General features: G+C 73.3%; 20 protein-coding genes. 4 read left to right on the top strand and 16 right to left on the bottom strand.

Annotated elements, in window-relative coordinates:
* Positions 1–24: 24 nt before the first annotated feature.
* The gene (locus K8W59_RS07055; protein WP_223398855.1) at positions 25–1,794 is read left to right on the top strand and encodes a glycoside hydrolase family 15 protein; all 1,770 of its coding nucleotides are present in this window, start codon (positions 25–27) and stop codon (positions 1,792–1,794) included.
* A 110-nt stretch (positions 1,795–1,904) separates the two neighbouring features.
* Here the strand turns inward: K8W59_RS07055 and K8W59_RS07050 are convergent, their stop codons facing one another.
* From K8W59_RS07050 to K8W59_RS07020, 7 genes are all read right to left on the bottom strand, one after another.
* Positions 1,905–4,709, bottom strand: coding sequence for an ExeM/NucH family extracellular endonuclease (locus K8W59_RS07050; protein ID WP_223398853.1), 2,805 nt, complete (start codon positions 4,707–4,709; stop codon positions 1,905–1,907).
* Positions 4,710–4,851: 142 nt separating this feature from the next.
* Positions 4,852–5,508 (bottom strand): CDP-diacylglycerol--glycerol-3-phosphate 3-phosphatidyltransferase, encoded by a 657-nt coding sequence (gene pgsA, locus K8W59_RS07045; protein WP_223398840.1) that lies wholly within the window; start codon positions 5,506–5,508, stop codon positions 4,852–4,854.
* Entirely contained in the window at positions 5,505–6,965 is a 1,461-nt protein-coding gene (rimO, locus tag K8W59_RS07040; protein ID WP_223399754.1) for a 30S ribosomal protein S12 methylthiotransferase RimO, read from the bottom strand. The genes pgsA and rimO overlap by 4 nt, the downstream gene beginning before the upstream one ends.
* 61 nt (positions 6,966–7,026) lie before the next feature.
* On the bottom strand, positions 7,027–9,081 hold the full coding sequence (locus tag K8W59_RS07035) for a helix-turn-helix domain-containing protein (protein ID WP_223398836.1): 2,055 nt from the start codon (positions 9,079–9,081) through the stop codon (positions 7,027–7,029).
* A complete protein-coding gene (locus K8W59_RS07030; protein WP_223398832.1) occupies positions 9,078–11,630 on the bottom strand; it encodes a DNA translocase FtsK in 2,553 nt (850 codons plus the stop codon). The genes K8W59_RS07035 and K8W59_RS07030 overlap by 4 nt, the downstream gene beginning before the upstream one ends.
* Before the next feature lie 72 nt (positions 11,631–11,702).
* Positions 11,703–12,596, bottom strand: a complete 894-nt coding sequence (locus K8W59_RS07025) for a M56 family metallopeptidase (protein ID WP_223398828.1) — start codon at positions 12,594–12,596, stop codon at positions 11,703–11,705.
* A complete protein-coding gene (locus K8W59_RS07020; protein WP_223398824.1) occupies positions 12,597–12,983 on the bottom strand; it encodes a BlaI/MecI/CopY family transcriptional regulator in 387 nt (128 codons plus the stop codon).
* Positions 12,984–13,094: 111 nt separating this feature from the next.
* On the opposite strand from K8W59_RS07020, the gene K8W59_RS07015 reads away from it, so the two are divergent.
* The 3 genes from K8W59_RS07015 to cydD are packed head-to-tail and all read left to right on the top strand — an operon-like array spanning position 13,095 to position 19,042.
* A complete protein-coding gene (locus K8W59_RS07015; protein WP_223398820.1) occupies positions 13,095–14,534 on the top strand; it encodes a cytochrome ubiquinol oxidase subunit I in 1,440 nt (479 codons plus the stop codon).
* Between the two features lie 22 nt (positions 14,535–14,556).
* Entirely contained in the window at positions 14,557–15,621 is a 1,065-nt protein-coding gene (gene cydB, locus K8W59_RS07010) for a cytochrome d ubiquinol oxidase subunit II (protein ID WP_223398818.1), read from the top strand.
* 1 nt (position 15,622) lies between these two features.
* Positions 15,623–19,042: a thiol reductant ABC exporter subunit CydD gene (gene cydD, locus K8W59_RS07005; RefSeq protein ID WP_223398816.1), complete on the top strand. Its 3,420-nt coding sequence runs from the start codon at positions 15,623–15,625 to the stop codon at positions 19,040–19,042.
* Positions 19,043–19,198: 156 nt separating this feature from the next.
* Here the strand turns inward: cydD and K8W59_RS07000 are convergent, their stop codons facing one another.
* From K8W59_RS07000 to gcvT, 9 genes are all read right to left on the bottom strand, one after another.
* Positions 19,199–20,884, bottom strand: a complete 1,686-nt coding sequence (locus K8W59_RS07000) for a ribonuclease J (protein WP_223398809.1) — start codon at positions 20,882–20,884, stop codon at positions 19,199–19,201.
* 25 nt (positions 20,885–20,909) lie between these two features.
* The gene (gene dapA, locus K8W59_RS06995; protein WP_223398807.1) at positions 20,910–21,809 is read right to left on the bottom strand and encodes a 4-hydroxy-tetrahydrodipicolinate synthase; all 900 of its coding nucleotides are present in this window, start codon (positions 21,807–21,809) and stop codon (positions 20,910–20,912) included.
* A 332-nt stretch (positions 21,810–22,141) separates the two neighbouring features.
* Positions 22,142–22,501: a GntR family transcriptional regulator gene (locus K8W59_RS06990; RefSeq protein ID WP_223398804.1), complete on the bottom strand. Its 360-nt coding sequence runs from the start codon at positions 22,499–22,501 to the stop codon at positions 22,142–22,144.
* A complete protein-coding gene (locus K8W59_RS06985) occupies positions 22,501–22,992 on the bottom strand; it encodes a dihydrofolate reductase (RefSeq protein ID WP_223398794.1) in 492 nt (163 codons plus the stop codon). Before K8W59_RS06985 ends, K8W59_RS06990 begins: the two co-directional genes overlap by 1 nt.
* Positions 22,993–22,994: 2 nt before the next feature.
* A complete protein-coding gene (locus K8W59_RS06980) occupies positions 22,995–23,789 on the bottom strand; it encodes a thymidylate synthase (protein ID WP_223398792.1) in 795 nt (264 codons plus the stop codon).
* 43 nt (positions 23,790–23,832) lie between these two features.
* Complete coding sequence (locus tag K8W59_RS06975) at positions 23,833–24,681, bottom strand: PhzF family phenazine biosynthesis protein (RefSeq protein WP_223398790.1); 849 nt, start codon at positions 24,679–24,681, stop codon at positions 23,833–23,835.
* Positions 24,682–24,704: 23 nt separating this feature from the next.
* Positions 24,705–25,538 carry a hypothetical protein gene (locus tag K8W59_RS06970; protein WP_223398788.1) on the bottom strand — a complete coding sequence of 278 codons (834 nt, stop codon included), beginning with the start codon at positions 25,536–25,538 and terminating at the stop codon, positions 24,705–24,707.
* 1 nt (position 25,539) lies between these two features.
* Positions 25,540–25,797, bottom strand: coding sequence for a hypothetical protein (locus K8W59_RS06965; protein WP_317846316.1), 258 nt, complete (start codon positions 25,795–25,797; stop codon positions 25,540–25,542).
* Complete coding sequence (gene gcvT, locus K8W59_RS06960; protein WP_223398786.1) at positions 25,797–26,921, bottom strand: glycine cleavage system aminomethyltransferase GcvT; 1,125 nt, start codon at positions 26,919–26,921, stop codon at positions 25,797–25,799. Before gcvT ends, K8W59_RS06965 begins: the two co-directional genes overlap by 1 nt.
* Between the last annotated feature and the right edge of the window lie 22 nt (positions 26,922–26,943).

Genomic DNA, 26,943 nt, shown 5'->3' with positions numbered 1-26,943 from the left:
AGGCAGCCGGTAGGTTCGGTCGACATGGCCGAGCCGATCGAGGACTACGCCGTCATCGGGGACCGCTTCACCTGCGCGCTGGTGTCCCGCCGGGGGTCGGTGGACTGGCTGTGCCTGCCCCGCTTCGACTCCCCCGCCTGCTTCGCGGCCCTGCTCGGGACCGAGGATCACGGCCGGTGGCTGCTGGCGCCCGACGACCCCCGGGCGGTCCCGGAGCGGCACTACGTCGACGGGACCTCGATCCTGCAGACCACCTGGACCACCGACGAGGGGCAGGTGAGCGTCACCGACCTGATGCCCTCGGCCAACGACCGCGCGGACCTGGTGCGGGTGGTCACGGGGGTGCGCGGACGGGTCCGGATGCGGCACGAGTGGATCGTGCGCACCTGGTACGGCGACATCGTGCCGTGGGTCTCGCGGACCCGGACGCCCGAGGGCCAGGAGGTGATCGCCGCGGTCGCCGGCCCCGACCGGTTCGTCCTGCACGGTCCGCGGCTGCCGGTGGCCGACGGGCGGCACCACGTCGACGAGTTCGACGTGACCGAGGGCGAGTCGCTGGTCTGGAGCACCGTTTGGAACCGCGCCTGGGACCCGCTGTTGGAGCCGCGCGAGGTGGAGTCGGCGCTCGCGGACTCCCGCGACGAGGAGCACTCGTGGACCTCGGCCGCGCCGGACGACGTACCCCATGCCGAGCTGGTCGCACGGTCGCTGGTGACCCTGCGCCTGATGACCCACGCCGAGACCGGGGGGATCGTCGCCGCGCCGACCACCTCGCTGCCCGAGGACTTCGGCGGGGTGCGCAACTGGGACTACCGCTACTGCTGGCTGCGCGACGCGGCGCTGACCCTCGAGGCGCTGCTGGGGGCCGGGTTCGCCGACGAGAGCCGCCAGTGGCGGGACTGGCTGCTGCGCGCGGTGGCCGGCGACCCCGCGGACCTGCAGATCATGTACGCCGTCGACGGCGGCCGTGACCTGCCCGAGCGCGAGCTCGCCCACCTGCCGGGGTACGCCGGCTCCCTGCCCGTGCGGATCGGCAACGGCGCGGTGACCCAGCGGCAGAACGACGTCCTCGGTGAGGTGATGATCGCGCTCGAGCAGGCCCGGCAGGGCGGCGTCACCGAGACCCGCGACAGCTGGTCGATGCAGTGCCGCCTCGTGGAGGAGCTGGCGCGCACCTGGCAGGAGCCGGACCAGGGGCTGTGGGAGATCCGCGGCCCCGCGCGGATGTTCACCCACTCCCGGGTGATGGTGTGGGCGGCCTTCGACCGGGCGATCCGCGGGGTCGAGGACCACGGCCTCGACGGCCCGGTCGAGCGCTGGCGCGAGCTGCGCGACCAGGTGCACGCGGAGATCATGGAGCGCGGGTGGAACGCCGAGCGCGGCACCTTCACCCAGCACTACGACACCGACGAGGTGGACGCCTCCCTGCTCACCCTGCCGCTGGTCGGCTTCCTGCCCGGCACCGACCCGCGGATCCTCGGGACGATCGAGGCGGTGGAGCGCGACCTGATGCGCGACGGGCTGCTGCTGCGCTACCGCACCGAGACCGGCGTGGACGGGGTCGCCGGGAACGAGCACCCCTTCCTCGCCTGCTCGTTCTGGCTGGTGGCCGCCTACGCCGCCGCCGGCCGCACCGACGACGCGCACGCCCTCTTCGACCGGCTGTGCTCGCTGGCCAACGACGTCGGCCTGCTCTCCGAGGAGTACGACGTCGCCGGCCGCCGGATGGCCGGCAACTTCCCCCAGGCGTTCAGCCACCTCACCCTGGTCCAGGCCGCCCTCGCCCTGCGCTGACCGGTCGCCGTGCGGTTCCCCGGTTCACCGGCGAAACGGACGCTTCCCGGCCGAAATTTCAGCCGGGAAGTGGCGGATTACCCGGTGAACCGGGGATCGCTCCGCCCCCGTCAGCGAGGCTTGCCCTTGTAGACCTCGAAGGTGGCGGTGTCCTCGCTGCCGGTGTAGTCCTCGTCGCCGGAGTAGACCGCGCGGACGGTGTAGGTGCCGGTCGAGCGGTACGGGCCGGCGGTGAGCTCCGCCGTACCGTCCACGACCGGGGCGGTGCCGACCCGGCGACCGTCGACGTAGAAGGTGACCGTCCCGGTGCCGCCGCTGACGGTGGCCGTGAGGGTGGTGGTCTCCTTCTTGAAGCGGATCTCGTCGGGTACGGCGGTCAGGCTCGTCGTGGTCGAGAACGGCGCGTCGATCCCGACGACCTCCGGGTTGTGGTCGGAGGCCCGGAAGACGTTGTCCTGGTAGAGCAGCCGGGCGTTGTAGTTGTAGCGGCTGTACTCGAACGCGACGGACTCCTCGGCGTTGATCGACCACATGTCCATCCCGGTGACCGAGTCCAGCGCCGCGGGGCTGGCGAGGATGTGGTCCAGCGAGCCGCCGAGCCCGCCGAACTGGTAGGAGACGTCGCCCGGCTGGTCGCTCGTCAGCTTGGTGTAGCCCGCTCCCTCCAGCACCTGGATCGGGTCCTCCTTGCTGTAGGAGTTGAAGTCGCCGGCCAGGAAGATCCTGTCCGTCCCCCGGTCCTTGCCGAACTGCTCGGCGAACGCCGCCAGGTCCCGCGCCTGCGCGATCCGGTCCGGGTTGGCGTTGCCCTGGCCGGTGCCGTCGTCGACGCCGGAGCCCTTGGACTTGAAGTGGTTCACGATCACCGCGATCGCGTCCGCGTCCAGCGCGCCGACCCGCTTGAACGCCTGGGCCAGCGGCTCGCGGGCGTTGCTGAAGGCGGCCGAGCCGACGAGGACGCGCGAGTCGCCCACGGTCTCGACGGTGTTCGGGTTGTAGATGAACGCGGTGCGGATGACGTCCTGCTCGGCCACCGGCGGCAGCTGGTCGGCCGGCGGCGAGGGCACGTAGGCCCAGCGCTCGCTGCCCGCAGCCGCGTTGAGCGCGTCCACCAGGCTGCGCAGCGCGACGTCGCGGTCGGTCTCGCCCAGCGCCACGGAGTTCTCGATCTCCTCCAGGGAGACGATGTCGGCGTCCATGGTGTTGATCGCCTTGACGATCTTGGTGCGCTGCCGCTCCAGATCGGCGTCCGGCGCGGTCAGGTCGGTGCCGCCGCTGGACTCCGCGGCGCCGCGCGGGCCGGAGCCGGTCGCGCCGCCGGTGCAGTTGTTCGTGGTCACCGGGTCGTCGGCGCGGTCGACGTAGTAGGTGCACGAGCCGCCGGCCGCCACCCAGTCCTCACCGGTGGTGTCGAAGTAGTTGAGCACGTTCATCGTGCCGAGCTTGAGGTCGCCGCCGACGTCGCGCGGCGCCAGGTTGGCGCTGCGGGTGTCGCTGAACGTCGCGACGGAGCGGCCGTCGTCGGTCACCTGCGAGCGCGGCTGGAACTTCCACAGGTTGTTCCGGTACTCCAGGATCACCGGCGCCTGCAGGGTGGCCGCGGACCCGACGCGGACCGGGTTGTCCTGGGTCAGCCAGGGCATCGGGGTGTTCTCGTAGGTGGTGAGGTAGTTCCACGACGCGCCGTCGTCCAGCGTCACCGCGCGGGCGGCGTTGTCGGCCACGATCGCCTGGATCGCCGCGGTGTCCTGGGCGTCGGCCCGGTCGGTCGGCTGCCACAGCTGCTCGGAGCCGGTGGCCAGCCCGATCTCGCCGTACTGGTTGGTGGAGTAGTTGTTCGTGACGGTGAACTCGTTGGTCGGCGCGAGCAGCTCGCCCTCGCGGGCCTCGCGCGCCGCCTCGGTCGTCGGGTAGGCGATCGTCGCGGGCGTCACCGGTGCCGGCGCGGCACCCAGGTCGGTCACCGTCGGCTGGGTGATCTCGGTCGTGCCGGAGAACTCCGTGACGGTGCCCGAGACCTCAACGTACTGCCCGATCTGGACCTGCCCGACCGCCTCGGAGCCGTAGACGAAGATCGCGTCGGAGGCACCCGGCGTGGCGTCGGTCGCGCCGCCCGTGCCGGCCGTCTGGATGTAGAAGCCGTTGTAGCCGCCGGTCGGGTACGCCGCGGTCACCACGCCCTGGGTGGTGACCTGCTGACCGACGTACGGCGAGGTCGCGGCATCGGTGCCCTGGATCTCGGCGATGGTGAGCTCTCCGGCCTCGCCCGGCGGCTCGGTGGTCCCGCCCACGGACGGGCTGGGCGCGGCGGTGGAGAAGTCGGCGCTGTTGTCGTCGGTGTCCGCGCCGGTGGCGGCCCGGTTCAGCGACAGGGTCGCGCTGCCCGCACCGGTGGGCGCGGTCTCGAAGCTGGTGGCGCCGCTCGCGCCGACCATGTCCACGACGGCCGGGTTGCCGGCCAGGTCGCCGCTGGTGGTGACCGGCGTCGTGCCGTCGAGCAGGTAGACCTGCCCGCCCGCCGCGGCCAGGTTGAACGACGGCGTCGCGACGGCGTCCGGGGTCGGCAGCGCCTGCCCGTTGGTGCCCTCCGCGGACATCCGCACCAGGAAGTGCTCTCCCGCCGGGACCGAGCCGGACAGGGCGTACGGCGACCCACCGGACCCGCCCGCCGCGGAGCGGTAGTGCACCGACGTGCCGGCCAGCGAGATCGGCTCGGAGGTCGGGTTGTAGAGCTCGACGAAGTCGGCGTTGTAGACGGCGCCGGAGTTCCCGCCGGCGCCGTAGACCTCGCTGATGACCAGACCGGTGCCGGCCGGGTTCGCCGACGCGGGCACGGTGGCCAGGCCGACGACGAGGGGGGTCAGGGCACCGAGGGCGAGCAGCGAGCGCCGGTGAGTGCGGGACGAGCGGGGCATGAAGGAACCTTCCGAGCGAGCCGAGTGAGCAGCGTCGTCGCGGCAGTGCCGCGGGTCGGCTCACGATAACCCCGGGAGGGGCCCCTGGCACCCGCTCACGCGGGTGAACTTCCTGCGAACGAATCGGCGCGGCGGGACTCGCTCAGCGCGCCCGGCGCGACGTACGCGCGGTCCTGAGGTCGCCGCGTTGGCGCCACACGTCGCGGAAGAACTCCCAGCCCGACCACAGGGTCGCGGCGACCGCACCGGCGAGCAGCACCTGCGCGAGGTAGAAGAGCACATCGCCGGCGAGCTCGAAGGAGCCCAGCGGCGGCCCGAAGGCGGCCGCATGCGAGCCGTCGCCGTGTGGCAGCGGGAGGATCAGGCCGGCGAGCGCGACCGCCTGCAGCGTGGTCTTGATCTTGCCGCTGTTGGAGGCCGCGATCACCACGTCCTTGAGGATCGAGAGACGCAGCAGGGTCACGCTCCACTCGCGCAGCAGAACCAGCACGGTGACCCACCACCAGATATCCCCGACGATGGACAGGCCGATGAAGGCCATCCCGGTGATCGCCTTGTCCGCGATCGGGTCGGCGATCTTGCCGAAGTCGGTGACCAGGCCGTGCTTGCGCGCCAGGTCGCCGTCGATCTTGTCGGTGATCATCGCGGCCACGAAGATCGCCCAGGCGACCAGCCGCCAGGTCACGGACTCGCCGCCGTCGACCAGCAGCGCCCAGCCGAAGAAGGGCACCATCACGATCCGCAGGGTCGTGAGCAGGTTGGGGACGTTGAGGTTGCTGGGCTTCTGCTCGGTGCTCACAGTCGACCCCCCTGACCGGTCGACGCGACGGCGGCCAACAGGTCGGCTCCCTCGGCGGCGGTGACCACCGCGGGCACCAGATCGCCCACGCGCAGACCGTCGACCGCGCCGGTGAGCTGCGTGGTCCCGTCCACCTCGGGCCCCTGGTGGGCGGCGCGGCCCTCGACGACGACCTCGCCGTCCTCGGTGGTCACGTTCTCCACGAGCACCGCGACCTCCTCGCCGAGCCGCTCCTCGGCCCGCTGGGCGGTGAGCTCCTCGACCAGGGCGGTCACGTGTGCCACCCGGTCGGCGATCTCGCCCTCGTCGTGCTGACCGTCGTACCCCTCGGCCTCCGTGCCGTCCTCGTTGGAGTAGCCGAAGACGCCGGTGACGTCGAGCCGCGCCGCCTCGAGGAAGTCGCACAGCGTGGCGAGGTCCTCCTCGGTCTCGCCGGGGAAGCCGACGATCACGTTGGAGCGCACCCCCGCGGCCGGCGCCTGCGCGCGCACCTGCTCGAGCAGCCCGAGGAAGCTCTCGGGGTCGCCGAAGCGGCGCATCCGCCGCAGCACGCTCGCCGAGGCGTGCTGGAAGCTGAGGTCGAAGTACGGCGCCACGCCGGGCGTCGCCGCGATCGCGGACACCAGGCCGGGCCGGGTCTCCGCGGGCTGCAGGTAGGACACCCGGACCCGCTCGATCCCCTCGACCGCCGCGAGCTCGGGCAGCAGCGTCTCCAGCAGCCGCAGGTCGCCGAGGTCCTTGCCGTAGGACGTGGAGTTCTCACTGACGAGGAACACCTCGCGCACGCCCTGCTCGGCCAGCCAGCGGGCCTCGGACAGCACATCGGCCGGGCGGCGGCTCACGAAGGACCCGCGGAAGGTCGGGATCGCGCAGAACGTGCAGCGCCGGTCGCAGCCGGATGCCAGCTTCAGCGGGGACATCGGCCCGGCTCCGAGCCGCCGGCGGACCGCCCGCGGGCCGGACTGCGGGGCTCCGCGCAGGTCCTCCGGCGTCGCGGGTGCGGTGCCGTGGCCGGGGACCGCGGCGGTCGAGGCGGCCCGGTCCACCGGCGAGATCGGCAGCAGCCGGCGCCGGTCCTGCGGGGTGTGCGGGTGGTGCTGCTCTCCGGCCACGATCGAGGTGAGCCGGGCGGCGATGTCGGGGTAGTCGTCGAAGCCGAGCACCGCGTCGGCCTCGGGCAGGGACGAGGCGAGCTCGTTGCCGTAGCGCTCGGCCAGGCAGCCCACGGCCACCACGGCGCGGGTGCGGCCCTCCTCCTTGAGGTCGGCCGCGGCCAACAGCGTGTCCACGGAGTCCTTCTTGGCCGCCTCCACGAAGCCGCAGGTGTTCACCACCACGGCGTCCGCGGCGTCGGGGTCCTCGACCAGCCGGAAGCCGTCTGCCTCCAGCCGGCCCGCGAGCTCCTCGGAGTCGACGTCGTTGCGCGCGCACCCGAGGGTGACGAGCGCGACGGACAGGGGGTCATGCACGGTGTCGGTCATCTCGGCGACGAGTATGCCCGGTCACCGGCCGGATCGCTCAGCGCGCGACGAACGTGCCGGTGGCAGGGTGACCGGGATCACCGAGCTGCCCCTTCTCCACGCCGTCGGCCACGACCTCCAGGCCGCCGTCGGAGGACTCCACGCGGACGGGGGGTACGACGTCCAGCGGCCGGGTCGCGCCGTAGGCGAGGTCGCCGGTGAAGACCACCTCGCCCTCGCCGTCGCGCACCGTCACGCTGGCGCCGCCGCCCGCGGCGCGCAGCAGCACCGGGATGGTGCCGCCGGACTGCGGGGCCGAGCTGCTCACGCCGCCCGAGCCGCCCCCGAGGCTGGGGATCTGCCGGACCTCCTCCGGGCCGTCCATCGCCAGCCGGGCGATCGACCAGGCCAGGATGATCGCCATCACCGCGGCCACGAGGACCGACCAGTTGGGGCCGCCGCGGGTGCCGCGGATACCGCCGTGGGTGCCGGTCGCCAGCTCGGCCTCGAAGACCGTGCGCGGGCTGATCGGGGCGTGGGCGTAGCGGTCGTCGAAGCTCTCCAGCAGCGGCGCCACGTCGATCCCGAGCACCCGGGCCAGGGTGCGCAGGTGACCGCGGGCGTAGAAGTCGCCGCCACACGGCTGGAAGTCGTCGACCTCCATCGACTCGATCACGTGCGGGCGGATCCGGGTGCGCTCGGCGAGCTGGTCGACCGAGAGCCCGAGCCGGGTCCGGGCGGCGCGCAGCTCGGGCCCGATGACCGGGTCCTCGGCGGGCTCGGCGGCGAACTCGTCGATCACCAGCGGCGCGACCGGCGATCCGGGCTTGGCCAGCGGGCGGACCCGCTCGCCCCACGCCTGGGTGTCCTCGACCAGGCTCACCTCGCTGCCCCGGCGGCGCAGCTCTCGCGCGGAGGGACGCTCGTCGTCCGGCTCGGGGGCGCCCCGGTCCAGGCGGACGGTGAGCTGGGCCCGCTGGGCCAGCCGCGCGACCCGGCTCGGCGGCGGGGTCGGCGAGACCTCGACGGTCGGCTCGGTGTCGTCGTCGGCGTCGTCGTCGGCGAACGCCGTCGCCGCGTCGTCCTCGCGCTCGGAGGTCTTGCTCCACACGAGCGGCTCGGGGGCGGCGTCGTCCTCGACCGGCTCGCTCTCGACCTCGGCCTCGGGAGCGTCGGTCTCGCCGACCTCCGCAACCTCGGGCTCCGCGACCTCGGGCTCCGCAACCTCGGTCTCGGAGGCCTCGGTCTCGGCGGCGGGCAGGTCCTCGTCCGGCTCCTCCTCGGCCGGCTTGGGCCGCTGGCCCGGCAGACGGAACAGCCCGGAGGCCGCCGAGATCGCGCCGGCCACCGCCGGACGCGGGTCGCGCCAGCCCCGGCCGGAGCCCCGGGTCTCGCCGGGCTCGCCGTACTCCTCCTCGCCGGCGCGGTCGGTGTCGACCTCCGGGGCCTCGGCGGCCCGCGCCTGCGGGGGGTCGACCGGCTCGTCGGTCTCGGCGTCCGGGGCCTCGTCCTCGGTGGGCACCAGGGTGACCACCTGCACGCCGCTGCCGGCCAGCGCCGTCAGCGCCTGGGAGAGGTCCTGGGCGTCGCCCAGGCCGCGGACCCGCGTGGTCAGCCCGAGGGGTACGGCGAAGGGCGCGCCGTAGATGCGCTCGGCCATCCGGGCCTGGCGTCGCCCGCTGCCGTCGAGCTCGCTGAGCACCTTCTCGCTGGCGTGCGGCACCAGCACCACCCGGCCGTCGCGCAGCAGGCCGCGGCGCGGTGTGTGCTCCACCGCGCGCAGCGACCCCCAGGGCAGCCCGCGCCAGCTGCGTCCGAGCCGCAGGCGCACACCCTGGCTGTCGGCGACCAGCAGCGGGGTACGGCTGTCGACGAACAGGGCGAGGTGCCAGGCTCCGAGCAGGGCCATGACGCCCATCAGCACCCAGTCGAGCACCTCACCGGTGTCGGCGGCGCGACCGAGGTAGGCGATCGCCACCCCGGAGGCCACCGCGCCGATCGCGGCCATCAGCCCGGCGTTGCGCCGGACCTCGACCGGGTCGGGCGCGACCGCGAGTCGGTCGCCGGGGTTGCCGCCGGCGTCGTACACGTTCTCGTGAACCTGGGCGCTCACATCTCCCCCTGCAGCGTCGCGATCATCTCGTCGACCTCGTCGGGCTTGACGAGGACGTCTCGGGCCTTGGAGCCCTCACTGGGGCCGACGACTCCGCGGCTCTCCAGAATGTCCATCAGCCGGCCCGCCTTGGCGAAGCCGACACGCAGCTTGCGCTGCAACATCGAGGTCGACCCGAACTGGGTCGACACCACCAGCTCGACCGCCTGGATCACCAGGTCGAGGTCGTCGCCGATGTCGTCGTCTAGCTCGCGCTTGGACTGCGCGGGCGCGGTGACCTCCTCGACATAGGTGGGCGACAGCTGCTGCTTGCAGTGCGCGACCACCTGCTGGATCTCCGTCTCGGTGACCCAGGAGCCCTGGACGCGCACCGGCTTGGAGGCGCCCATCGGCAGGAACAGCCCGTCGCCCTGGCCGACCAGCTTCTCCGCGCCCGGCTGATCCAGGATGACCCGGCTGTCGGCGAGGCTGGAGGTGGCGAAGGCGAGGCGGGACGGCACGTTGGCCTTGATCAGACCCGTCACCACGTCCACCGAGGGCCGCTGGGTCGCGAGCACCAGGTGGATGCCGGCCGCACGGGCAAGCTGGGTGATCCGCACGACCGCGTCCTCGACGTCGCGCGGAGCGATCATCATCAGGTCGGCGAGCTCGTCGACCACGACCACCAGATAGGGGTACGGCGACAGCTCGCGCTCGCTGCCCGGCGGGACCTCGACCTTGCCGGCGCGGACGGCCTTGTTGAAGTCGTCCACGTGCCGGAAGCCGAAGTTGGCCAGGTCGTCGTAGCGCATGTCCATCTCGCGCACGACCCACTGCAGCGCCTCGGCCGCCTTCTTCGGGTTGGTGATGATCGGGGTGATCAGGTGCGGGATGCCCTCGTAGGCGTTCAGCTCGACCCGCTTGGGGTCGACCATGATCATCCGCACCTCGTCGGGCGTGGCCCGCATCAGCAGCGAGGTGATCATCGAGTTGATGAAGCTGGACTTACCGGAGCCGGTGGCGCCGGCGACCAGCATGTGCGGCATCTTCGCCAGGTTGGCGACCACGAACCCGCCCTCGACGTCCTTGCCGAGCCCGACAACCATCGGGTGGTGGTCGCTGCGCGCGGTGTTGGAGCGAAGGACGTCGCCGAGGGAGACGACCTCCTTGTCGGTGTTCGGGATCTCCACGCCGACCGCGGACTTGCCGGGGATCGGCGAGAGGATCCGGACGTCGGCCGACGCCACGGCGTAGGCGATGTTCTTCTGGATGTTGGTGATCTTCTCGACCTTGACGCCGGGGCCGAGCTCGACGACGTAGCGGGTGACCGTCGGGCCCCGGGTGTACCCGGTGACCGAGGCGTCGATGTTGAACTCGTCGAGCACGCCCTGCAGCCGCTGGACCACCTCGTCGCTGGCAGCCGAGCGCGCCTTGTGCGGGGACCCGGGCTTGAGCGCGGAGTTCTCCGGCAGGTGGTAGGTGATGTCGCCGGACAGCGCGAGCTGCTCGACCCGCGCGGGCAGCGGGGTGTGCGGCGGCGGCTCGAGGTCGACCTTCTCCTCGACGGGCGCCGCATCGGCGACCTCCGCGGGGGCCTCGTCGGCCTTCTTCCGGCCCTTGCGCTTGCCGAGCTCGCGGCCCTCGCTGAACTCCGGGTCGACGAACGGGGTCTCGTAGGCGTCGTTCCCGGCCTCGGGGTCGATGTCGTCGGCGGCCGGCTTGCGCCGCCGCGTGCGCATCGGCTGGGTCGGCTCCTCGACCGGGGCCCCCTCGGGGGCCTCGCGCCCGAGCAGCCGGTCGCGCAGCGCGGCGAGCCGGACCGGCACCTGGTAGACGGGCGTCGCGGTGATCACCAGGACGCCGAAGACCGAGAGCAGCAGGAGGACCGGGACCACGAGGAACGGGGTCCGCAGCAGGTCCAGCAGCAGGCTGGACATGACGAACCCGATCGCCCCGCCGCCGCTCTGCAGCGCCGAGGAGTCCCCGAGCTCGGGCTGCGGGTTGCCGGCGGCGACGTGGATGATGCCCAGGACGCCGAGCGCCAGGGACGACCAGCCGATCACCTGCCGGCCGGCCGGCCCGTTGTGCTCGGGGTCGCGCATGTTGCGCCAGCCGACGAGGACCAGCAGAAGCGGCACCAGCCAGGCGGCCTTGCCGACCGAGCCGGAGACCATCTGACGGACCAGGTCCATCGCGCCGCCGGGGATCTGCCACCACACGCCGGCGGCGACCACGATGGCCAGCGCGATCAGCAGCAGCCCGACGCCGTCGCGGCGCTGCTCGGGCTCGAGGTCCTTCGCGGCCCCGCTCAGGCTGCGGGCGGTGCTTCCCACCGCGTGCGCGGCACCCAGCCAGGCCGCGGCGACGGCACGCCAGACGACCTGGAAGAAGCGCAGCACGGGGCCGGGCCCGGTGCGTACGGCGCGCGGCGGCACGCGCCGCTGCGGGCTGCGGCTGCTGGTACTCCGGGATCGGGTGCTCGAGCCGGCCTTATTCCGCGGCTGGGTGCCACTGCTTCGGGACGTGCTCTTGCTCCGCGACCCCGGCGGGGAAGACGTACGGGTCGCCATGCTCCGACCCTACGGTGTCGCCACATCCGCCACACGGATCACACGGGTGCGTGTCGCCCAGTCGGCGCTTGTTCACGCAGCCAGCAGGTCCGCGGCCCAGGGCCACACCACCAGCGCGGTCGGCAGGGCGAGCAGCCCGGCGGCGGTGAGGACCAGCAGGGCCGCCTGCACCCGCCGCGGTCGGTCCTCGCCCGCCAGCCGGACCCGCACCAGCAGGTCGCTCCCCTCCCCCGCCACGCCGAGCGACCCCTCGGGCGTGCCGGCGGTCGAGACCGCGACCAGGGCGCCGGCCAGCGCGCGGGCGCCGTACTCCCTCCGGGCGGCCCGATCGGCCAGCACCTCCACCAGCAGCGCAGCCTCGCGCAGCGCGGGGGCGCTGGCCACCCAGCCGGGGAACGCGCGGTGCAGCACCGTGAACGCCTCCAGCACCAGGTCGTGCCGCGAGCGCAGGTGCTCGCGCTCGTGCGCGACCACGGCGGCCGCCTGCTCGGCGGGCAGCGCCCGCAGCAGTCCCTCGGAGACCACGATCCGGCGCCCGCGCATCCCCGGCAGGCACCAGGCCACCGGCAGGGGATGCTCCAGGATGTGCAGCCCGTCGCCCTCCCGGCTGGCCACCAGGTCGACCTGCTCGCGGTGCCGCCGCCGCAGGGCGCGCAGCTCGGTGCCGACCCGGTGGCCGCTGAGCAGGAGCCGCCCGGCGACGGTCAGGGTGAGCAGCGCCACCAGGGCCGCGACCACGGTGGCGACGGGTGTGCCGAGGAGATCGTCGACCCGCCCGTCGCGCGCCAGCGCGGTGGCCAGCGAGACGCCGGCGCCGAGCGCGGCCAGCACGGCGGCCAGCGCCACGGACTGCCACAGCAGCAGCGCCGCGGCCGGAGTACGGCGCAGCCAGGGAAGCCGCAGCAGCAGCCACGGCACGGGCCCGGCGAGCACCAGCGCGAGCGCGCCCAAGACGACCGGGGTCACTCAGTCGTCCTGGGCGTCCAGGCTCTCGAGTGCGGCGCGCAGGGCCGCGATCTCGTCCGGGTCCGCCTCGCCGACGAAGGCGACGAGCGCGTGCGCGCGGTCCTCCGCCGCCACGTCGTCGAGGGTCTCGCGCATCAGCTCGGCGGTCATGTCGGCGCGGGTGCTGCGCGCCCGGTAGGTGTAGGCGCGCCCCGCCCGCTCCTGCTCCAGCAGTCCCTTCTTGGCCATCCGGTCCAGCACCGTCATCGCGGTGGTGTAGGCCAGATCGCGGGAGCCGGCGAGCTGCTCGTGCACCTCCCGGACGGTCATCGCGCGCGCCGGGCTGGCCCACAGCACGTCGAGCACGGCTCGCTCGAGGTCGCCGAAGCGGGCACGGGGAGTGGGCATGGTCACCAGGATATCGGGCCCCCCGACTTCTCCTACGGGGCGTCGTAGGTGTACAACTACATCGTGTAGTACGACGCCGCGTCGTCATCCCACTCGCGAAGGAGCCCCGGCATGGACGTCCTCGAGATCGCTCGATGGCAGTTCGGGATCATCACCGTCTACCACTTCCTCTTCGTGCCGCTCACCATCGGCCTGACCCTGCTGATCGCGATCATGGAGACGCTCTGGGTCCGCACCCGGCGCGAGGAGTGGCTGCGACTCACCAAGTTCTTCGGCAAGCTCTTCTTGATCAACTTCGCCATCGGGGTCGCCACCGGCATCGTGCAGGAGTTCCAGTTCGGGATGAACTGGTCGGACTACTCCCGCTTCGTCGGCGACATCTTCGGCGCTCCCCTGGCGGTGGAGGCGCTGCTCGCGTTCTTCCTCGAGTCCACCTTCATCGGGCTGTGGATCTTCGGCTGGGACAGGCTCCCGCGCGGCCTGCACGCCGCCTGCATGTGGATCGTGCACGTCGGCACCCTGGTCAGCTCGTGGTTCATCCTCGCGGCTAACTCCTGGATGCAGAACCCGGTCGGCTACACCTACAACCCCGACACCGGGCGGGCCGAGCTGGCCGACTTCTGGGGCGTGATGGTCAACAAGGTGCAGCTGGTCACCTTCCCGCACGTGATCCTCTCGGCCTACCTCACCGCCGGCGTCTTCATGGTCGGCGTCGCCGCGTGGCTCTTCCTGCGCAAGCCCGAGGACCGTCCGCTGTACCGCAAGGCGATCCGCTTCGGTGCGGTGGCCGCCCTCATCGCCGGGATCGGCGTCGCGGTGAGCGGCGACATCCAGGGCAAGATCATGACCGAGGTGCAGCCGATGAAGATGGCGGCGGCGGAGGGGCTCTACGAGACCACCGAGAACGCCCCCTTCTCGGTCCTCTCGATCGGGAGGCTCGACGGCTCGGAGGCCACGAACATCATCGAGATCCCCGGCCTGCTCTCCTTCCTCGGCACCGGCAGCTTCGACGGCGAGGTGCAGGGGATCAACGACCTGCGCGCCGAATACCGGGCGGAGTACGGCGAGGACCCCGGCGCCGCCTACTACACCCCGCAGGACTACGTGCCGATCATCCCGGTCACCTACTGGTCCTTCCGGCTGATGATCGGGCTGGGGCTCGGGGCGGCCGCGGGCGCCGCCGTACTGCTGTGGCTGACGCGCGGCGGCCGCACCCCCACCAGCCGGTGGTTCGGCATCGTCGGCCTGTCGTTGCCGATCGCCGCCGTGGCCGCCAACTCCTTCGGCTGGATCTTCACCGAGATGGGGCGCCAGCCGTGGGTGGTGTTCGGGCTGATGACGACCGAGCGCGGCGTCTCCCCCGGCGTGAGCGTCACCGAGGCGTGGATCTCGCTGGCCAGCCTGACCGCGCTCTACGGCGTCCTCGCGGTGATCGAGCTCGGGCTGCTCAAGACCTACATCCAACGCGGCGCCGACCCGTTCGAGGAGCCGCCGACGGTGCCCGTCGGCGGGGACCAGGACGACGACGCGCCCCTGGCGTTCGCCTACTGACGACGGAGAAGGAGACACGACGATGGAGCTCACGACCGTCTGGTTCTGCCTGGTGGCGATCCTGTGGATCGGCTACTTCACCCTGGAGGGGTTCGACTTCGGGGTGGGCATGCTGCTGCCCGTCCTGGCCCGGGACGAGAGGGAGCGCCGGGTGCTCTACAACACCATCGGCCCGGTCTGGGACGGCAACGAGGTGTGGGTGCTGACCGCGGGCGGCGCCATCTTCGCCTCCTTCCCGTTCTGGTACGCGACCCTCTTCAGCGGCTTCTACCTCCCGCTGCTGCTGATCCTGCTCGCGCTGATCGTGCGCAACCTGGCCTTCGAGTACCGCGGCAAGCGCAACGACGACACCTGGCGCCGGCGCTGGGACCTCTGCGCGATCCTCGGCAGCTACGTCCCCGCGCTGCTGTGGGGCGTCGCGTTCGCGAACATCGTCGGCGGCGTGCCGATCGCGCCGCTGGGCGACAACCCGCCGGAGCCGTTCTACCTGGAGTACACCGGCACGCTGCTCACCCTGCTCAACCCCTACGGACTGCTCGGCGGCCTGGTCACGCTCACCCTGTTCATGACCCACGGAGCAATGTTCGTCGCGCTCAAGACCGACGGGCCGATCCGCTACCGCGCCCGGGCGCTGGCGGTCCGGGTCGGACTTCTCGCCGCGGTGCTCGCGGTGGTCTTCCTGGTGTGGACGCAGATCAGGACGGGTACGGCGGTCAGCGGCGTGCTCTTCGCCGTCGCCGCGATCGCCCTCCTGGGTGGCCTGGCGATGGCGCGCGCGGGGCGGGAGGGAGTCGCCTTCGCCGGCACCTTCGCCACCATCGCGCTCGCGGTCGCCGGGCTCTTCGTGGCGCTCTTCCCCGACGTGATGCCCTCCAGCATCGACGCGTCGTACTCGCTGACCACGGAGAACGCCTCGGCGACCGACTACACCCTCAAGGTCATGACCATCGTCGCGGCCATCTTCACCCCGCTCGTGCTGATGTATCAGGGCTGGTCCTACTGGGTGTTCCGCAAGCGGATCTCGGTGCGCCACATCCCCGATCCGGTGGACCACCGGCCGGCTCCCTCCGGCACCGCGGGCGCCTGAGGTGCGGCCGCTGGACCCGGCGCTCCTCCCCCACCTGCGCCCGGCGCGGCGCAGCCTGGCCGGCGTCGTGGCCGCCGGGGTGGTCGGCGGGCTGCTGACCGTGGCCCAGGCGTTCGCCCTCGGGACCCTGCTCGTGCGACTGGTCTCCGACCCGGGGGGTACGGCGTGGCACGCGTCGGCCGGGTGGCTGGTCGCGATCGTGGCCGCGCGCGCCGGGGCGGCGTACCTCATGGACGTCAGCGCCTCGCGGGCCGCGACCCGCGTCTCGCAGGCGCTGCGGCGGCGGCTGATGGAGAGCGCGCTGGCGCTGGACGCGCGATCCCGCTCGCGCGAGCGGACGGGCGACCTGGCGCTCCTGGCGACCCGCGGGGTGGCGGCGACCGAGCCCTACCTGACCCGCTACCTGCCGAGCCTGGTGCTGGCGGGCGTGCTGCCCGTGGCCACCGCGGTCGCGATCTTCTGGCTGGACTGGCTCAGCGGGCTGGTCGTGGTGCTGACGCTGCCGCTGGTGCCGCTGTTCGCGATCCTGATCGGGCTCACGACCCGGGACCGGGCGGACCGGCAGTGGCGGCGACTCGCCCTGCTGGCCGGCCACTTCGTGGACGTGGTGCGCGGGCTGCCGACCCTGGTGGCCTTCCGCCGCGCGGACGCGCAGTCGGGGACGATCCGGCGGGTCACCGAGGACTACCGGCGCGCCACCGTCGACACGCTGCGGGTCGCCTTCGCCTCCTCCGCGGTGCTGGAGCTGGTGGCGACCGTCTCGGTCGCGCTGGTGGCCGTCGAGGTGGGCCTGCGGCTCGCGGCCGGCGGGCTGGACTTCCGGACCGCGATGATCGTGCTGCTCCTGGCGCCCGAGGCGTACTGGCCGCTGCGCCGGGTCGGGGCGGAGTTCCACGCCGCCGCCGAGGGGACCGCGTCGTTCGCTCGTGCCACCGAGGTGCTCGGGGCCGCGCCCGTCGCTCCCCCTGCGCCGGCGCCGCACCGCCTCGCAGCGGTCTCCCCCGGCCTGACCGTGCGCGGCCTCACCGTGAGGCACCCCGGGCGGAGCACGCCGGCGCTGGCCGGCGTCGATCTCGACGTGCCCGGCCCCGGCATCACCGCCGTCGCCGGGCCGTCGGGGTGCGGCAAGTCGACGCTGCTGCAGGTGCTGCTGGGCGAGCTGCCCGCCGACGCGGGGAGCGTGCTGGTCGACGGGCACGACCTGGCGGAGGTCGCCGACTGGCGCGGGCGCGTCGCGTGGGCGCCGCAGCGGCCGTGGCTCACGAGCGGGACGGTGGCCGACAACGTGCGGCTCGGCGACCCGGCCGCGACCGACGACGCCGTGGCGCGCGCCCTGGCCCGGGTCGAGCTGGCCGGGGTCGTGGCCGCCCTCCCCCAGGGCGTCGACACCCCGCTGGGCGAGGACGGCGCCGGGCTGTCGGCCGGGGAGCGTGCGCGGCTGGGCCTGGCCCGAGTGGTGCTCGCGGTGGAGGCAGGGCGGCGCTGGGTGCTCCTGGACGAGCCGACGGCCCACCTCGACGCTGCCACCGAGGCCGTGTTGCTGCGCACGCTGCGCTGGCTCGGGGAGCGTGCGGCCGTGGTGGTGGTCGCGCACCGGGCGGCGGTGCTCGATGCGGCCGACCGGGTCCTCACCCTGCACGCACCGCCTGACCCTCAGGTGGAGGGTGAGGGTTCTCGGGCCGGTACGCCGGCGCCGAGACCCGTCCGCGCCGAGGTTCCGGACCACGGCGCCGCGGACCGCCCGGCCCGCTGGGGTCGCCGTACCGGACTGGCGCTGGGTGCCCTCTCCGTGGCCTCCGGCGTCGCGCTGACTGCGACCGCGAGCTGGCTGATCACACGGTCCGCGGAGCATCCGCCGGTGCTCATGCTGATGATGGCGATCGTCGGGGTGCGGCTGTTCGGGCTGGCCCGACCGGTGCTGAGGTACGCCGAGCGGCTGGTCTCCCACGACGCGGCGCTGCGACTGCTCGCGCAGCGCCGGGCGGAGGTGTACGACGCCCTGGTGCCGCTCGTCCCCGGCCGGCTGGGGCGCCCGGGTACCCGCCGCGGCGAGGTGCTCGCGGGTGTCGTCGACGACGTCGACTCCGTGGTGGACGCCGAGCTCCGGGTCCGTCAGCCCTGGCTGACCGCTCTCCTGGTCGGTGCGGGCACCACCGGGTTCGCCTGGTGGCTCTCCCCCGCCGCCGGTGCGGTCGTCGCCGCGGTGTGCGTGGTCGGGCTGCTCGCCGGGCTGGCCGGGCGGTGGGGTGCCCAGCGGGCCGAGGGCGCGTTCGTCGCCGCCCGCTCCCGGCTCGCGGCCGCGGTCACCGAGCTGCTCGACGGGGCCCGCGAGGTCGCGATCTGGGGAGCCGAGGAGCGGTTCCTCTCCGCCGTCGACGCGGAGGCCGCCGCCCTCGGTACGGCGCAGCGCCGCTCGGCCCGCGCCGTCGCGGCGGGTCGGGCGCTGCCGCTCCTGGCCGCCACCGGGGGTGTCCTGGCCGCGGCCGCCGCGATCCCTGCGGGAAGCGTGGGCGCCGCGACCCTGGCTCTCCTGGTGATGGTTCCGGTCGCGCTGGTCGACGTGTTCACCCCGCTGCCCGACGCGGGCGCCCTGTCGATCCGTACCCGCGCCGCCGCCGACCGCCTGGCGGCCCTCGCCACCGCCCGCCCGGCCTTCACCACCCCACCCGTCTCCCCCTCCCCCCTCATCGCCGACTCGGCGGGGACGACGGTGCGGGCGCGGGGGCTGGCTGCGGGGTGGGGCGAGCGGCCGGCGTTCACCGATCTCGACCTGACGCTGCGCACCGGCGCCCGGATCGGCGTGGTGGGGCCGTCGGGGTCGGGCAAGTCCACGCTGGCCGGCGTACTCCTGCGGATGCTGGACCCCGCCGACGGCGAGGTACGCCTGGGCGACGTGGACACCCTGGCGCTCGCGCCGGACGAGGTACGGCGGACCGTCGGGCTGGTGGACGACGATCCGCACGTCTTCTCCTCCACCCTCGCCGAGAACGTGCGCCTGGCCCGCCCCTCGGCCAGCGACGACGATGTCGCCGACGCGCTCGAGGCGGCCCATCTCGGCGCCTGGGCGGCGGCTCTCCCCCACGGCCTGCACACGATGCTGGGCGAGGGCCATGCCGCGGTCTCCGGCGGGGAGCGCGCCCGGATCGGCATCGCGCGGGCGGTCCTGGCGGCCACCCCGGTCCTCGTGCTGGACGAGCCGACGGCTCACCTGGACACCGGCACGGCGCAGCGCATCGCCGACGAGGTCCTCGCCTCCGACCGCTCGGTGCTGTGGATCACCCACAGCACGGTGGGCCTGGACGCCGTGGACGCGGTCGTGAGCATGGAGGCACCGGGATCGTGGGCGGCGTTGAAGCGGGGTGAGGGACGCACTGGGGGGCAATCGTCCCCCACCCCTCCACAGGGCGCATGCACAGACTGAGCTCTTGGGGGAAACTCAGTCCTGGTCTGCGCGCTGGCCCGGGGGGTGGGCTCGGCACGCTGCGCGACCCGTGGTCCCTCCACCGTACCAACTAAAGTCGAGTGTCCCTAACGCGACCGTGCGCGTGTCTGCGGCGTCTCGACCCCGGTCGGCGGGTCAGGCCTCGACGACCACCGGGATGATCATCGGGCGGCGCCGGTGGGTGCGGTTGACCCAGCGCCCGACGACGCGCCGGACGGTCTGCTGGAGCTGGTAGGTGTCGTCCACGCCGTCGCGGACCGCCGCGTCGATCGCGTCCACGATCGGCTGCTTGATCTCATCGAACGTGGCGTCGTCCTCGGCGAAGCCGCGGGCGTGGATCTCCGGGCCGGAGACCACCTTGCCGGTGGTGGAGTCGATGACCACGATCACCGAGATGAAGCCCTCCTCCCCCAGGATCCGCCGGTCCTTCAGCGAGTGCTCGGTGAGGTCGCCGACCGAGGAGCCGTCGACGAAGACGTAGCCGACGTCGACCTTCCCGGCGATCGACGCGACGCCGTCGACCAAGTCGACGACCACGCCGTCCTCGGCCTCCACGACGTTGGGTACGCCGGTCGCGCGGGCCAGCTCGGCGTTCGCGCGCATGTGCCGGATCTCGCCGTGCACCGGCAGCACGTTGCGCGGCTGGACGATGTTGTAGCAGTAGAGCAGCTCTCCGGCGCTCGCGTGGCCTGAGACGTGCACGAGCGCGTTGCCCTTGTGCACGACGTTCGCGCCCCAGCGGGATAGGCCGTTGATCACCCGGTAGACGGCGTTCTCGTTGCCGGGGATGAGCGAGCTGGCCAGGACGACGGTGTCGCCCTCCTCGATCCGGACGAAGTTGTGGTTGCGCTGCGCGATCCGGGCCAGCGCCGAGAGCGGCTCGCCCTGGGAGCCGGTGGAGATCAGCACCTGCTTCTCCGGGGGCAGCTCGGCGAGCTCCTTGGCGTCCACGACCACACCGGGCGGCACGTCGAGATAGCCGAGGTCCTGCGCGATCCCCATGTTGCGCACCATCGAGCGCCCCACCCAGCCGACCTTGCGGCCATGCGCCACGGCGGCGTCGAGCACCTGCTGCACCCGGTGCACGTGCGAGGCGAAGCAGGCGACGATGATCCGCTGCTCGCTCTTGGCGAAGACCCGGTCCAGCACCGGGGAGATGTCCTTCTCCGCGGTGGTGAAGCCCGGGACCTCGGCGTTGGTCGAGTCGACCAGGAACAGGTCGACGCCCTCCTCGCCGAGCCGGGCGAAGGAGCGCAGGTCGGTGATCCGGCCGTCCAGCGGGAGCTGGTCCATCTTGAAGTCGCCGGTGTGCAGCACGGTGCCGGCGCCGGTGCGGATCACCACGGCCAGGGCGTCGGGAATGGAGTGGTTCACCGCGACGAACTCGAGCTCGAACGGCCCGAACTGCAGGGTGTCGCCCTCCTTGACCGTGTGGTGCACGGTCTCCTTGAGCCGGTGTTCGCGCAGCTTGGAGTCCAGCAGCGCGAGGGTGAGGCGGGAGCCGACGAGCGGGATGTCGCCGCGCTCGCGGAGGAGGTACGGCGTCGCGCCGATGTGGTCCTCGTGCCCGTGGGTGAGCACCAGCGCCTCGACGTCGTCGAGCCGGTCCCGGATCGGTCCGAAGTCGGGCAGGATCAGGTCGACGCCGGGGTGGTGGTCCTCGGGGAACAGGACGCCGCAGTCGACGAGCAGCAGGCGGCCGTCGTACTCGAACGCGGTCATGTTGCGGCCGACCTCGCCGAGGCCGCCCAGCGGGGTGACGCGCAGCCCGCCCTTCTCCAGCGGCTTGGGGGTGGACAGTTCGGGGTGGGCGTGGCTCAAGCCGGTGCCTTTCGCAGGAGGGGTGTCAGAGGAGGTCGGCGGATCGCAGGGCGGCCTCAAGCGCGGAGTACTCCGCGTCGTCGAGGGGCACCAGCGGCCCGCGCACGTGCCGGTCGTCGAGCACGCCGAGCAGCTGCATCGCCGCCTTGGCGGTGGTCGCGCCGTAGTTGGGGACGCCCATCACGGCGTCGAAGACGGGCAGCAGCTCGCGGTGCCGGCGGGCAGCGTCGGCGTGGTCGCCGGCGAGGAAGGCGTCCATCATCTCCCGGATCTGGGTGCCGGCCGCGTGCGCGGCGACGCTGACCAGGCCGACGCCTCCGTAGGCGAGGTAGCCCAGGGTCAGCGCGTCGTCGCCGGAGTAGACGGCGTAGCCGAGGTCGACCAGCCGCGCGGAGCCGGCCGGGTCGCCGGTGGCGTCCTTGACCGCGACGACGGTGTCCAGCTCGCGGGCGGCGCGGTAGGTGTCCAGGTCGATCCGGGTGGCGGTGCGGCCCGGGACGTCGTACAGCATCACCGGCAGGTCGGTCGCGGTCGCGACGGTGCGGAAGTGCGACCGGACGCCGGCCGGGCCGGGCTTGTTGTAGTACGGCGTGACCAGCAGGATCCCGTCGACACCGACCTTCGCGGCCTGCTCGGCCAGCTCGACGGAATGCGCGGTGCTGTTGGTGCCCACGCCCGCGACGACGAGACCGCGGTCGCCGACCGCGTCCTTGACCGCCTCGAGGATCTCGCCGTCCTCGGCCACCGAGGTCGTCGGGGACTCGCCGGTCGTGCCGGAGACGACGACGCCGTCGTTGCCGTGGTCCAGGAGGTGGCGGGCGATGGCGGCGGTGCCGTCCAGGTCGACGCTGCCATCGGCGTGGAAGGCCGTGGCCATCGCCGTGAGCAGCCGCCCGAACGGCGCCTCGGATCCTGCTGTGCTCATGGGCTCAGGCTATCGCTCCCCGGGCAGCAACGGCCGCTCCCCCGCGGCGGTCGCGCCGGTCGGGGGCCATTCCGGATGCGGACGCCGCACCCGACCACCTCCATGGTCCGACCTGGAGGGCCCGCGTGGGGGTCGGACAGGTCACGATCCGATCACGTTTGGACCCGCGGACTCCCCTCGTTCGTTGACCAGGTAGTCGCGATGAACCGTCGCTCTACGTGGTGAATTTGCTGGGTACGGCGACCCTGTGGCGCGACTACCTGGTAAATGTCCAGCCCCGGCCGGCGGCAGGCCGGGCGGGGCGGGCGGGGCAGCCCGAGCACCCCGGGAGGTCACCCCAGCGCGCGGCGGACGAGCGCGAGGGCCTCGTCGTCGGAGAGCCCGAGGCCCCGGGCGCGCTCGACGAAGGCCACCGCCGCCTCGCGGGCCTCACGCTCGACCCCGGCGCCGCCGGCGAAGGTGCCGGAGCGGCCGCGGGTCTGCAGAACCCCGGCGGCCTCCAGCTCGCGGTAGGCACGCGCCACCGTGTTCGGCGCCAGCCCGACCTCGGCCGCCAGCGCGCGCACGGTCGGCAGCTTCGTCCCGGCCGGGAGCGCGCCGGAGTCGATCAGCGCGCTCAGCTGGTCCTTGACCTGGTCGTACGGCGCCACCTCGCTGTCGCGGTCGATCCGGATCGCCACCTCGGGAGCCATCAGGAGGCCCGCTCCAGCCAGACCCACTCCACGTCCTCTCCCGACTCGCGCCGGGTCTCCACCCAGTCGGCGGCGTCGTAGTCGGGGAAGAAGGCGTCGCAGCCCTCGACGTCGAGGCCCACCTCGGTCAGCACCAGGTGGGTCGCCACCGGGAGGGTCGCGGAGTAGATCGCACCGCCGCCGGCGATCATCACGTCGCCGGGCAGCGCCGCGGCGATCCCGAGCGCCTCCTCGACGCTGTGCGCGACGTGCACCTGGTCGGCGTACTCTCCCGCGGACCAGTCCGGGTCACGGGTGACCACGACGGTCTCCCGCCCGGGCAGCGGCCGGCCGATCGAGTCCCAGGTAGCGCGGCCCATGACGAGCGTGTGGCCGAGGGTCTCGCGCTTGAAGTGGGCGAAGTCGTGCGGCAGCCGCCACGGGATGCCGCCGTCGCGGCCGATTCCGCGGTCGCGGGCGTGCGCGGCGACCAGGACGATGCGCTTGCTCATGCTCAGACCGCGATCGGCGCCTTGATCCCCGGGTGGGGGTCGTAGCCCTCGACGTCGATGTGCTCGAGGTCGAAGCCGTCCAGGGTGGTCACCGACGGGTCGAGCACCAGCCGCGGGAGCGCGCGGGGCTCCCGGGTGAGCTGCTGCCGCGCCTGCTCCAGGTGGTTGGAGTAGAGGTGCGCGTCGCCGAGGGTGTGCACGAACTCGCCGACCTCCAGGCCGGTGACCTGCGCGACCATGTGCGTCAGCAGCGCGTAGGACGCGATGTTGAACGGCACGCCGAGGAAGACGTCGGCGGAGCGTTGGTAGAGCTGCGTGGAGAGCCGCCCGTCGGCGACGTAGAACTGGAACAGCGCGTGGCACGGCGCCAGCGCCATGTCGGGGATGTCGGCCGGGTTCCACGCGGTGACCAGGTGGCGGCGGGAGTCGGGGTCGGAGCGGATCTGCTCGACCACCTGGTTGAGCTGGTCGATGTGCTGTCCGTCGGGCGCCGGCCAGGACCGCCACTGGGCGCCGTAGACCGGGCCGAGGTCGCCGTTCTCATCGGCCCACTCGTCCCAGATGGTGATGCCGCGGTCCTGCAGCCACTTGACGTTGGTGTCGCCGCGGAGGAACCAGATGAGCTCGCCGAAGACCGAGCGGGTGTGGATCTTCTTCGTCGTCACCAACGGGAAGCCCTCGCGCAGGTCGAAGCGCATCTGGTGCCCGAAGACCGACAGCGTGCCCGTGCCGGTCCGGTCGCCCTTGGCCGCGCCCTCGTCGAGGATCCGCTGGAGGAGGTCGAGGTAGGCCCGCATGGCACCGACTCTAGTCCGGCCCGCCGACACCCGGCGGCAGGACTCACGCGTCGAGCGCGACCTCGCCGACGATCGTCGTCGTGGTGTCGCCGCCGACCCAGATCGTGCCGTCGGGATCCGCCTCGACGCGCGCCCGGCCGGCCCGGTCGAGCAGCGTCCCCTGGGAGGCGACGTACCGCTCCGGGAGGGTGCCGTCACCGACCAGCCACTGCGCCAGCGCCGCGTTGAGCGAGCCGGTGACCGGGTCCTCGACGACGCCGAGCCCCGGGGCGAGCGCCCGCACCTCGACCAGCGCGCCGACCTCGGCGGCCCGCCGGTCGTCGTACCTGCCCACGAGGCCGATCTTGTGCTCGCCGAAGCGGGTGAGGTCGGGGCGGACGGCGAGCACGTCGTCGGCGGAGCGGAGGAGTACGCCGACCCAGCCGGGCCCGTTGTCGCACCACTGCATGCCGAGGACGTCGTCCTCGCCGAGCCCGAGCGCCGCGAGCACACCGGCCCGCACCTCGGGCGACAGCGGACCCGAGCGCAGCAGCGGCGGCGCGGCGAAGGCGAGCGACGGCTCGGTGCGCAGGGTCACCAGCCCCGCGCCGCACTCCTGCACGAGCGTCCCGGGACGGGCCGGGCGACCGCCGGCCGCCAGCCAGGCGTGCGCCGAGCCGAGTGTGGGGTGCCCGGCGAACGGCAGCTCGCGGCCGGGGGTGAAGATCCGCAGCCGGTAGTCCGCGTCTGCGTCGGTGGGCGCGAGCAGGAACGTGGTCTCCGACAGGTTGGTCCACCGCGCGAACGCCGCCATCTGCTCGTCGCTCACCCCGTCGGCGTCGTGCACGACCGCGACCGGGTTGCCGCGCAGCGGCTCGGCGGAGAACACGTCGACCTGGCTGAACCGCGGCATGGGCCGAAGGCTAGTGCGCAGGCTCAGCCGAAGCGGATCCGGCCGGGCAGCGGATGCTCCCGGCAGTCCTGGTCGCTGCGACACACGATGGCGACGTACCGGTCCACGCGCAGCGAGTCCCACCCCTTGCGATAGAGCACGACCTGCACCGTCGACCCGTCCGCCGCGCGGGCCCGGTCCATCACCTCGAAGTCGGCGGCCGAGAGCAGCCGCGGCACCCCCTCGCGGGCGGTGAACCGCAACGGCCGCTCGGGCTCCTCCAGCTCGCCGTCGGGGGTGACCAGCCAGCGCGTCCCGTCCTCGAGGCGCACGGCGACGCTCGAGCCCACCGGGCGGAACGCCTCCACCCCGGGGAGCCCGACCACCACCCGCTCCAGATGCAGCTCGCCGTCGGCGTACCACGCGACCGGCAACGGGTTGTCCTCCGCGCGCACCGGCGGCGGCTCCGGGCGGGTCTGCCACCAGGAGAGCGCCCCGACCACGACCGCACACGCGAGGACCCCGCGCACCACGCGGCGCCGGAGCACCCGGCGGCGCAGCGCGGAGCGGCGCTCGGCCCGCTCCAGCCACGCCCCCGGCGGGTCGGGCTCGGCATCGGGAGTCGGCGCCGCCAGAGGGAGCCGCCCCTCGTCGGGCGGCAGCCCCGCCCGCTCCCGCGCTGCGGCCCAGACCTCGGCGTCGACGTCGGCCTCGCGGACCCGACGGGCCCACCCGCGACGCAGGGTCGACAGCGCCTCGGCGACCGCCATCCGCGCGGTCGAGCCGTGCACGCCCTCGCGCTCGAGGGCGGCCACCAGGTCCCGCCAGCGCGCCTCGCAGTAGGCCGCGAAGTCCGCGTCGGCGGTGGACCGGCTCACCTCACTCGGCCGCCAGCGACATCGGCCCGTAGACCTCGCGATCGCCCTCCAGGAGGGTCACCGCGGCGACCCCCTCGGCGGCGAGCTCGGCCCACACCTCGCCGACCCACGACTCGGCGTCGGCCTGCGTCGCGAAGCGCTGGCCGGCGTACTCCTCCGGCACGCTCGCCTCGGCGCCGCCGTCGTCCAACAGGCGCCAGCGCCAGGGGCGCTCGGCGGGGCCGGGCTCGCGGAAGGTGGGCGGCTGGTCGGGCAGCATCAGGACTCCCGGACGGAGGTGTCGACGAAGGGGAACGGGACGAGCTGGAAGATCTCCCGGCGGCCCCGGATGTCCACCCCGACCTCCGCGTCGGGGTTGACCATCGTGGGCAGCAGCGCCATGCCGATCCCCTTGCGCAGGGTCGGGGAGAACGTGCCGGAGGTGATGTCGGCGAGGGGTACGTCGGCCACCAGGGTGACGCCCATCCCGGGCCGCGGGATCCCGCGGCCGGTGGCGACCAGGCCGCGCAGCCGACGCTTCGGGCCCTCCTCCTTGACCTTCAGCACGGCCTCGCGACCGGGGAAGGCGTCCTTCTTCCACCCGACCGCCCAGGAGAGCCCGGCCTCGACCGGGTTGACGTCCACGCTGAGGTCCTGGCCGTGCAGCGGGTAGCCCATCTCGGTGCGCAGCGTGTCCCGCGAGCCCAGGCCGCAAGGGAGGATCCCGACCTCCGCGCCCGCCTCGAGGATCCGGTCCCACAGCGCGCCGGCCGCCTCGTTGGCGACGATCAGCTCATAGCCGCGCTCGCCGGTGTAGCCGCTGCGGCACACGACGACGCCGGTGCCCTCGAAGTCGGCCTCGACGAAGGTCATGTAGTCGTGGCCGACCGGCAGGCCGATCTCCTCCAGGACCCGGTCGGACTCGCGGCCCTGCACCGCCAGGACGGCGTAGTCGCGGTGCAGGTCGGTGACCTCGACGCCCCCGGGCGCCCCCTCGGCCACCCGGCGCGCGACCTCGGCGGAGTTCGCGGCGTTGGGGACCAGGAGCACCTTCTCGTCGGAGGCGTAGTAGGCGATCAGGTCGTCGACGATGCCGCCCTCCTCGTTGAGGCAGAGCGTGTACTGCGCCTTCCCGGGCTCGATCTTGCCCAGGTCGTTGGAGAGCCGCGCGTTGACCTGCGCTGCGGCGCCGGGACCGGTCACCATCACCTTGCCGAGGTGGCTGACGTCGAAGACGCCGACGGACTCGCGGACGGCGTTGTGCTCCTTGACCGTGCCAGCGGGGTACTCCACCGGCATCGACCACCCGCCGAACCCGGCGAACTTCGCCCCGAGGGCGACGTGCCGGTCGTGCAGCGGGGACTCGATGAGGGACGCGTCGGTGGAACCGGTCTCTGAGGCCATGGGCGCGAAGTTACACCCGGCA

Source organism: Nocardioides rotundus (assembly GCF_019931675.1).
In the GTDB taxonomy this organism is placed as follows: domain Bacteria; phylum Actinomycetota; class Actinomycetes; order Propionibacteriales; family Nocardioidaceae; genus Nocardioides; species Nocardioides rotundus.
The sequence above is the reverse complement of the archived record's forward strand: the minus strand, read 5'-3'. Positions and strand labels throughout refer to the sequence as shown.

Bases quoted from the DNA above. Each gene is read 5' to 3' on its own strand.
- K8W59_RS07055 (WP_223398855.1), top strand. From the start codon at position 25: ATGGCCGAGCCGATCGAGGACTACGCCGTCATCGGGGACCGCTTCACC.
- K8W59_RS07050 (WP_223398853.1), bottom strand. From the start codon at position 4,709: ATGCCCCGCTCGTCCCGCACTCACCGGCGCTCGCTGCTCGCCCTCGGT.
- K8W59_RS07030 (WP_223398832.1), bottom strand. From the start codon at position 11,630: ATGGCGACCCGTACGTCTTCCCCGCCGGGGTCGCGGAGCAAGAGCACG.
- K8W59_RS07020 (WP_223398824.1), bottom strand. From the start codon at position 12,983: ATGCCCACTCCCCGTGCCCGCTTCGGCGACCTCGAGCGAGCCGTGCTC.
- K8W59_RS07015 (WP_223398820.1), top strand. From the start codon at position 13,095: ATGGACGTCCTCGAGATCGCTCGATGGCAGTTCGGGATCATCACCGTC.
- cydB (WP_223398818.1), top strand. From the start codon at position 14,557: ATGGAGCTCACGACCGTCTGGTTCTGCCTGGTGGCGATCCTGTGGATC.
- dapA (WP_223398807.1), bottom strand. From the start codon at position 21,809: ATGAGCACAGCAGGATCCGAGGCGCCGTTCGGGCGGCTGCTCACGGCG.
- K8W59_RS06990 (WP_223398804.1), bottom strand. From the start codon at position 22,501: ATGGCTCCCGAGGTGGCGATCCGGATCGACCGCGACAGCGAGGTGGCG.
- K8W59_RS06985 (WP_223398794.1), bottom strand. From the start codon at position 22,992: ATGAGCAAGCGCATCGTCCTGGTCGCCGCGCACGCCCGCGACCGCGGA.
- K8W59_RS06980 (WP_223398792.1), bottom strand. From the start codon at position 23,789: ATGCGGGCCTACCTCGACCTCCTCCAGCGGATCCTCGACGAGGGCGCG.
- K8W59_RS06975 (WP_223398790.1), bottom strand. From the start codon at position 24,681: ATGCCGCGGTTCAGCCAGGTCGACGTGTTCTCCGCCGAGCCGCTGCGC.
- K8W59_RS06965 (WP_317846316.1), bottom strand. From the start codon at position 25,797: ATGCTGCCCGACCAGCCGCCCACCTTCCGCGAGCCCGGCCCCGCCGAG.
- gcvT (WP_223398786.1), bottom strand. From the start codon at position 26,921: ATGGCCTCAGAGACCGGTTCCACCGACGCGTCCCTCATCGAGTCCCCG.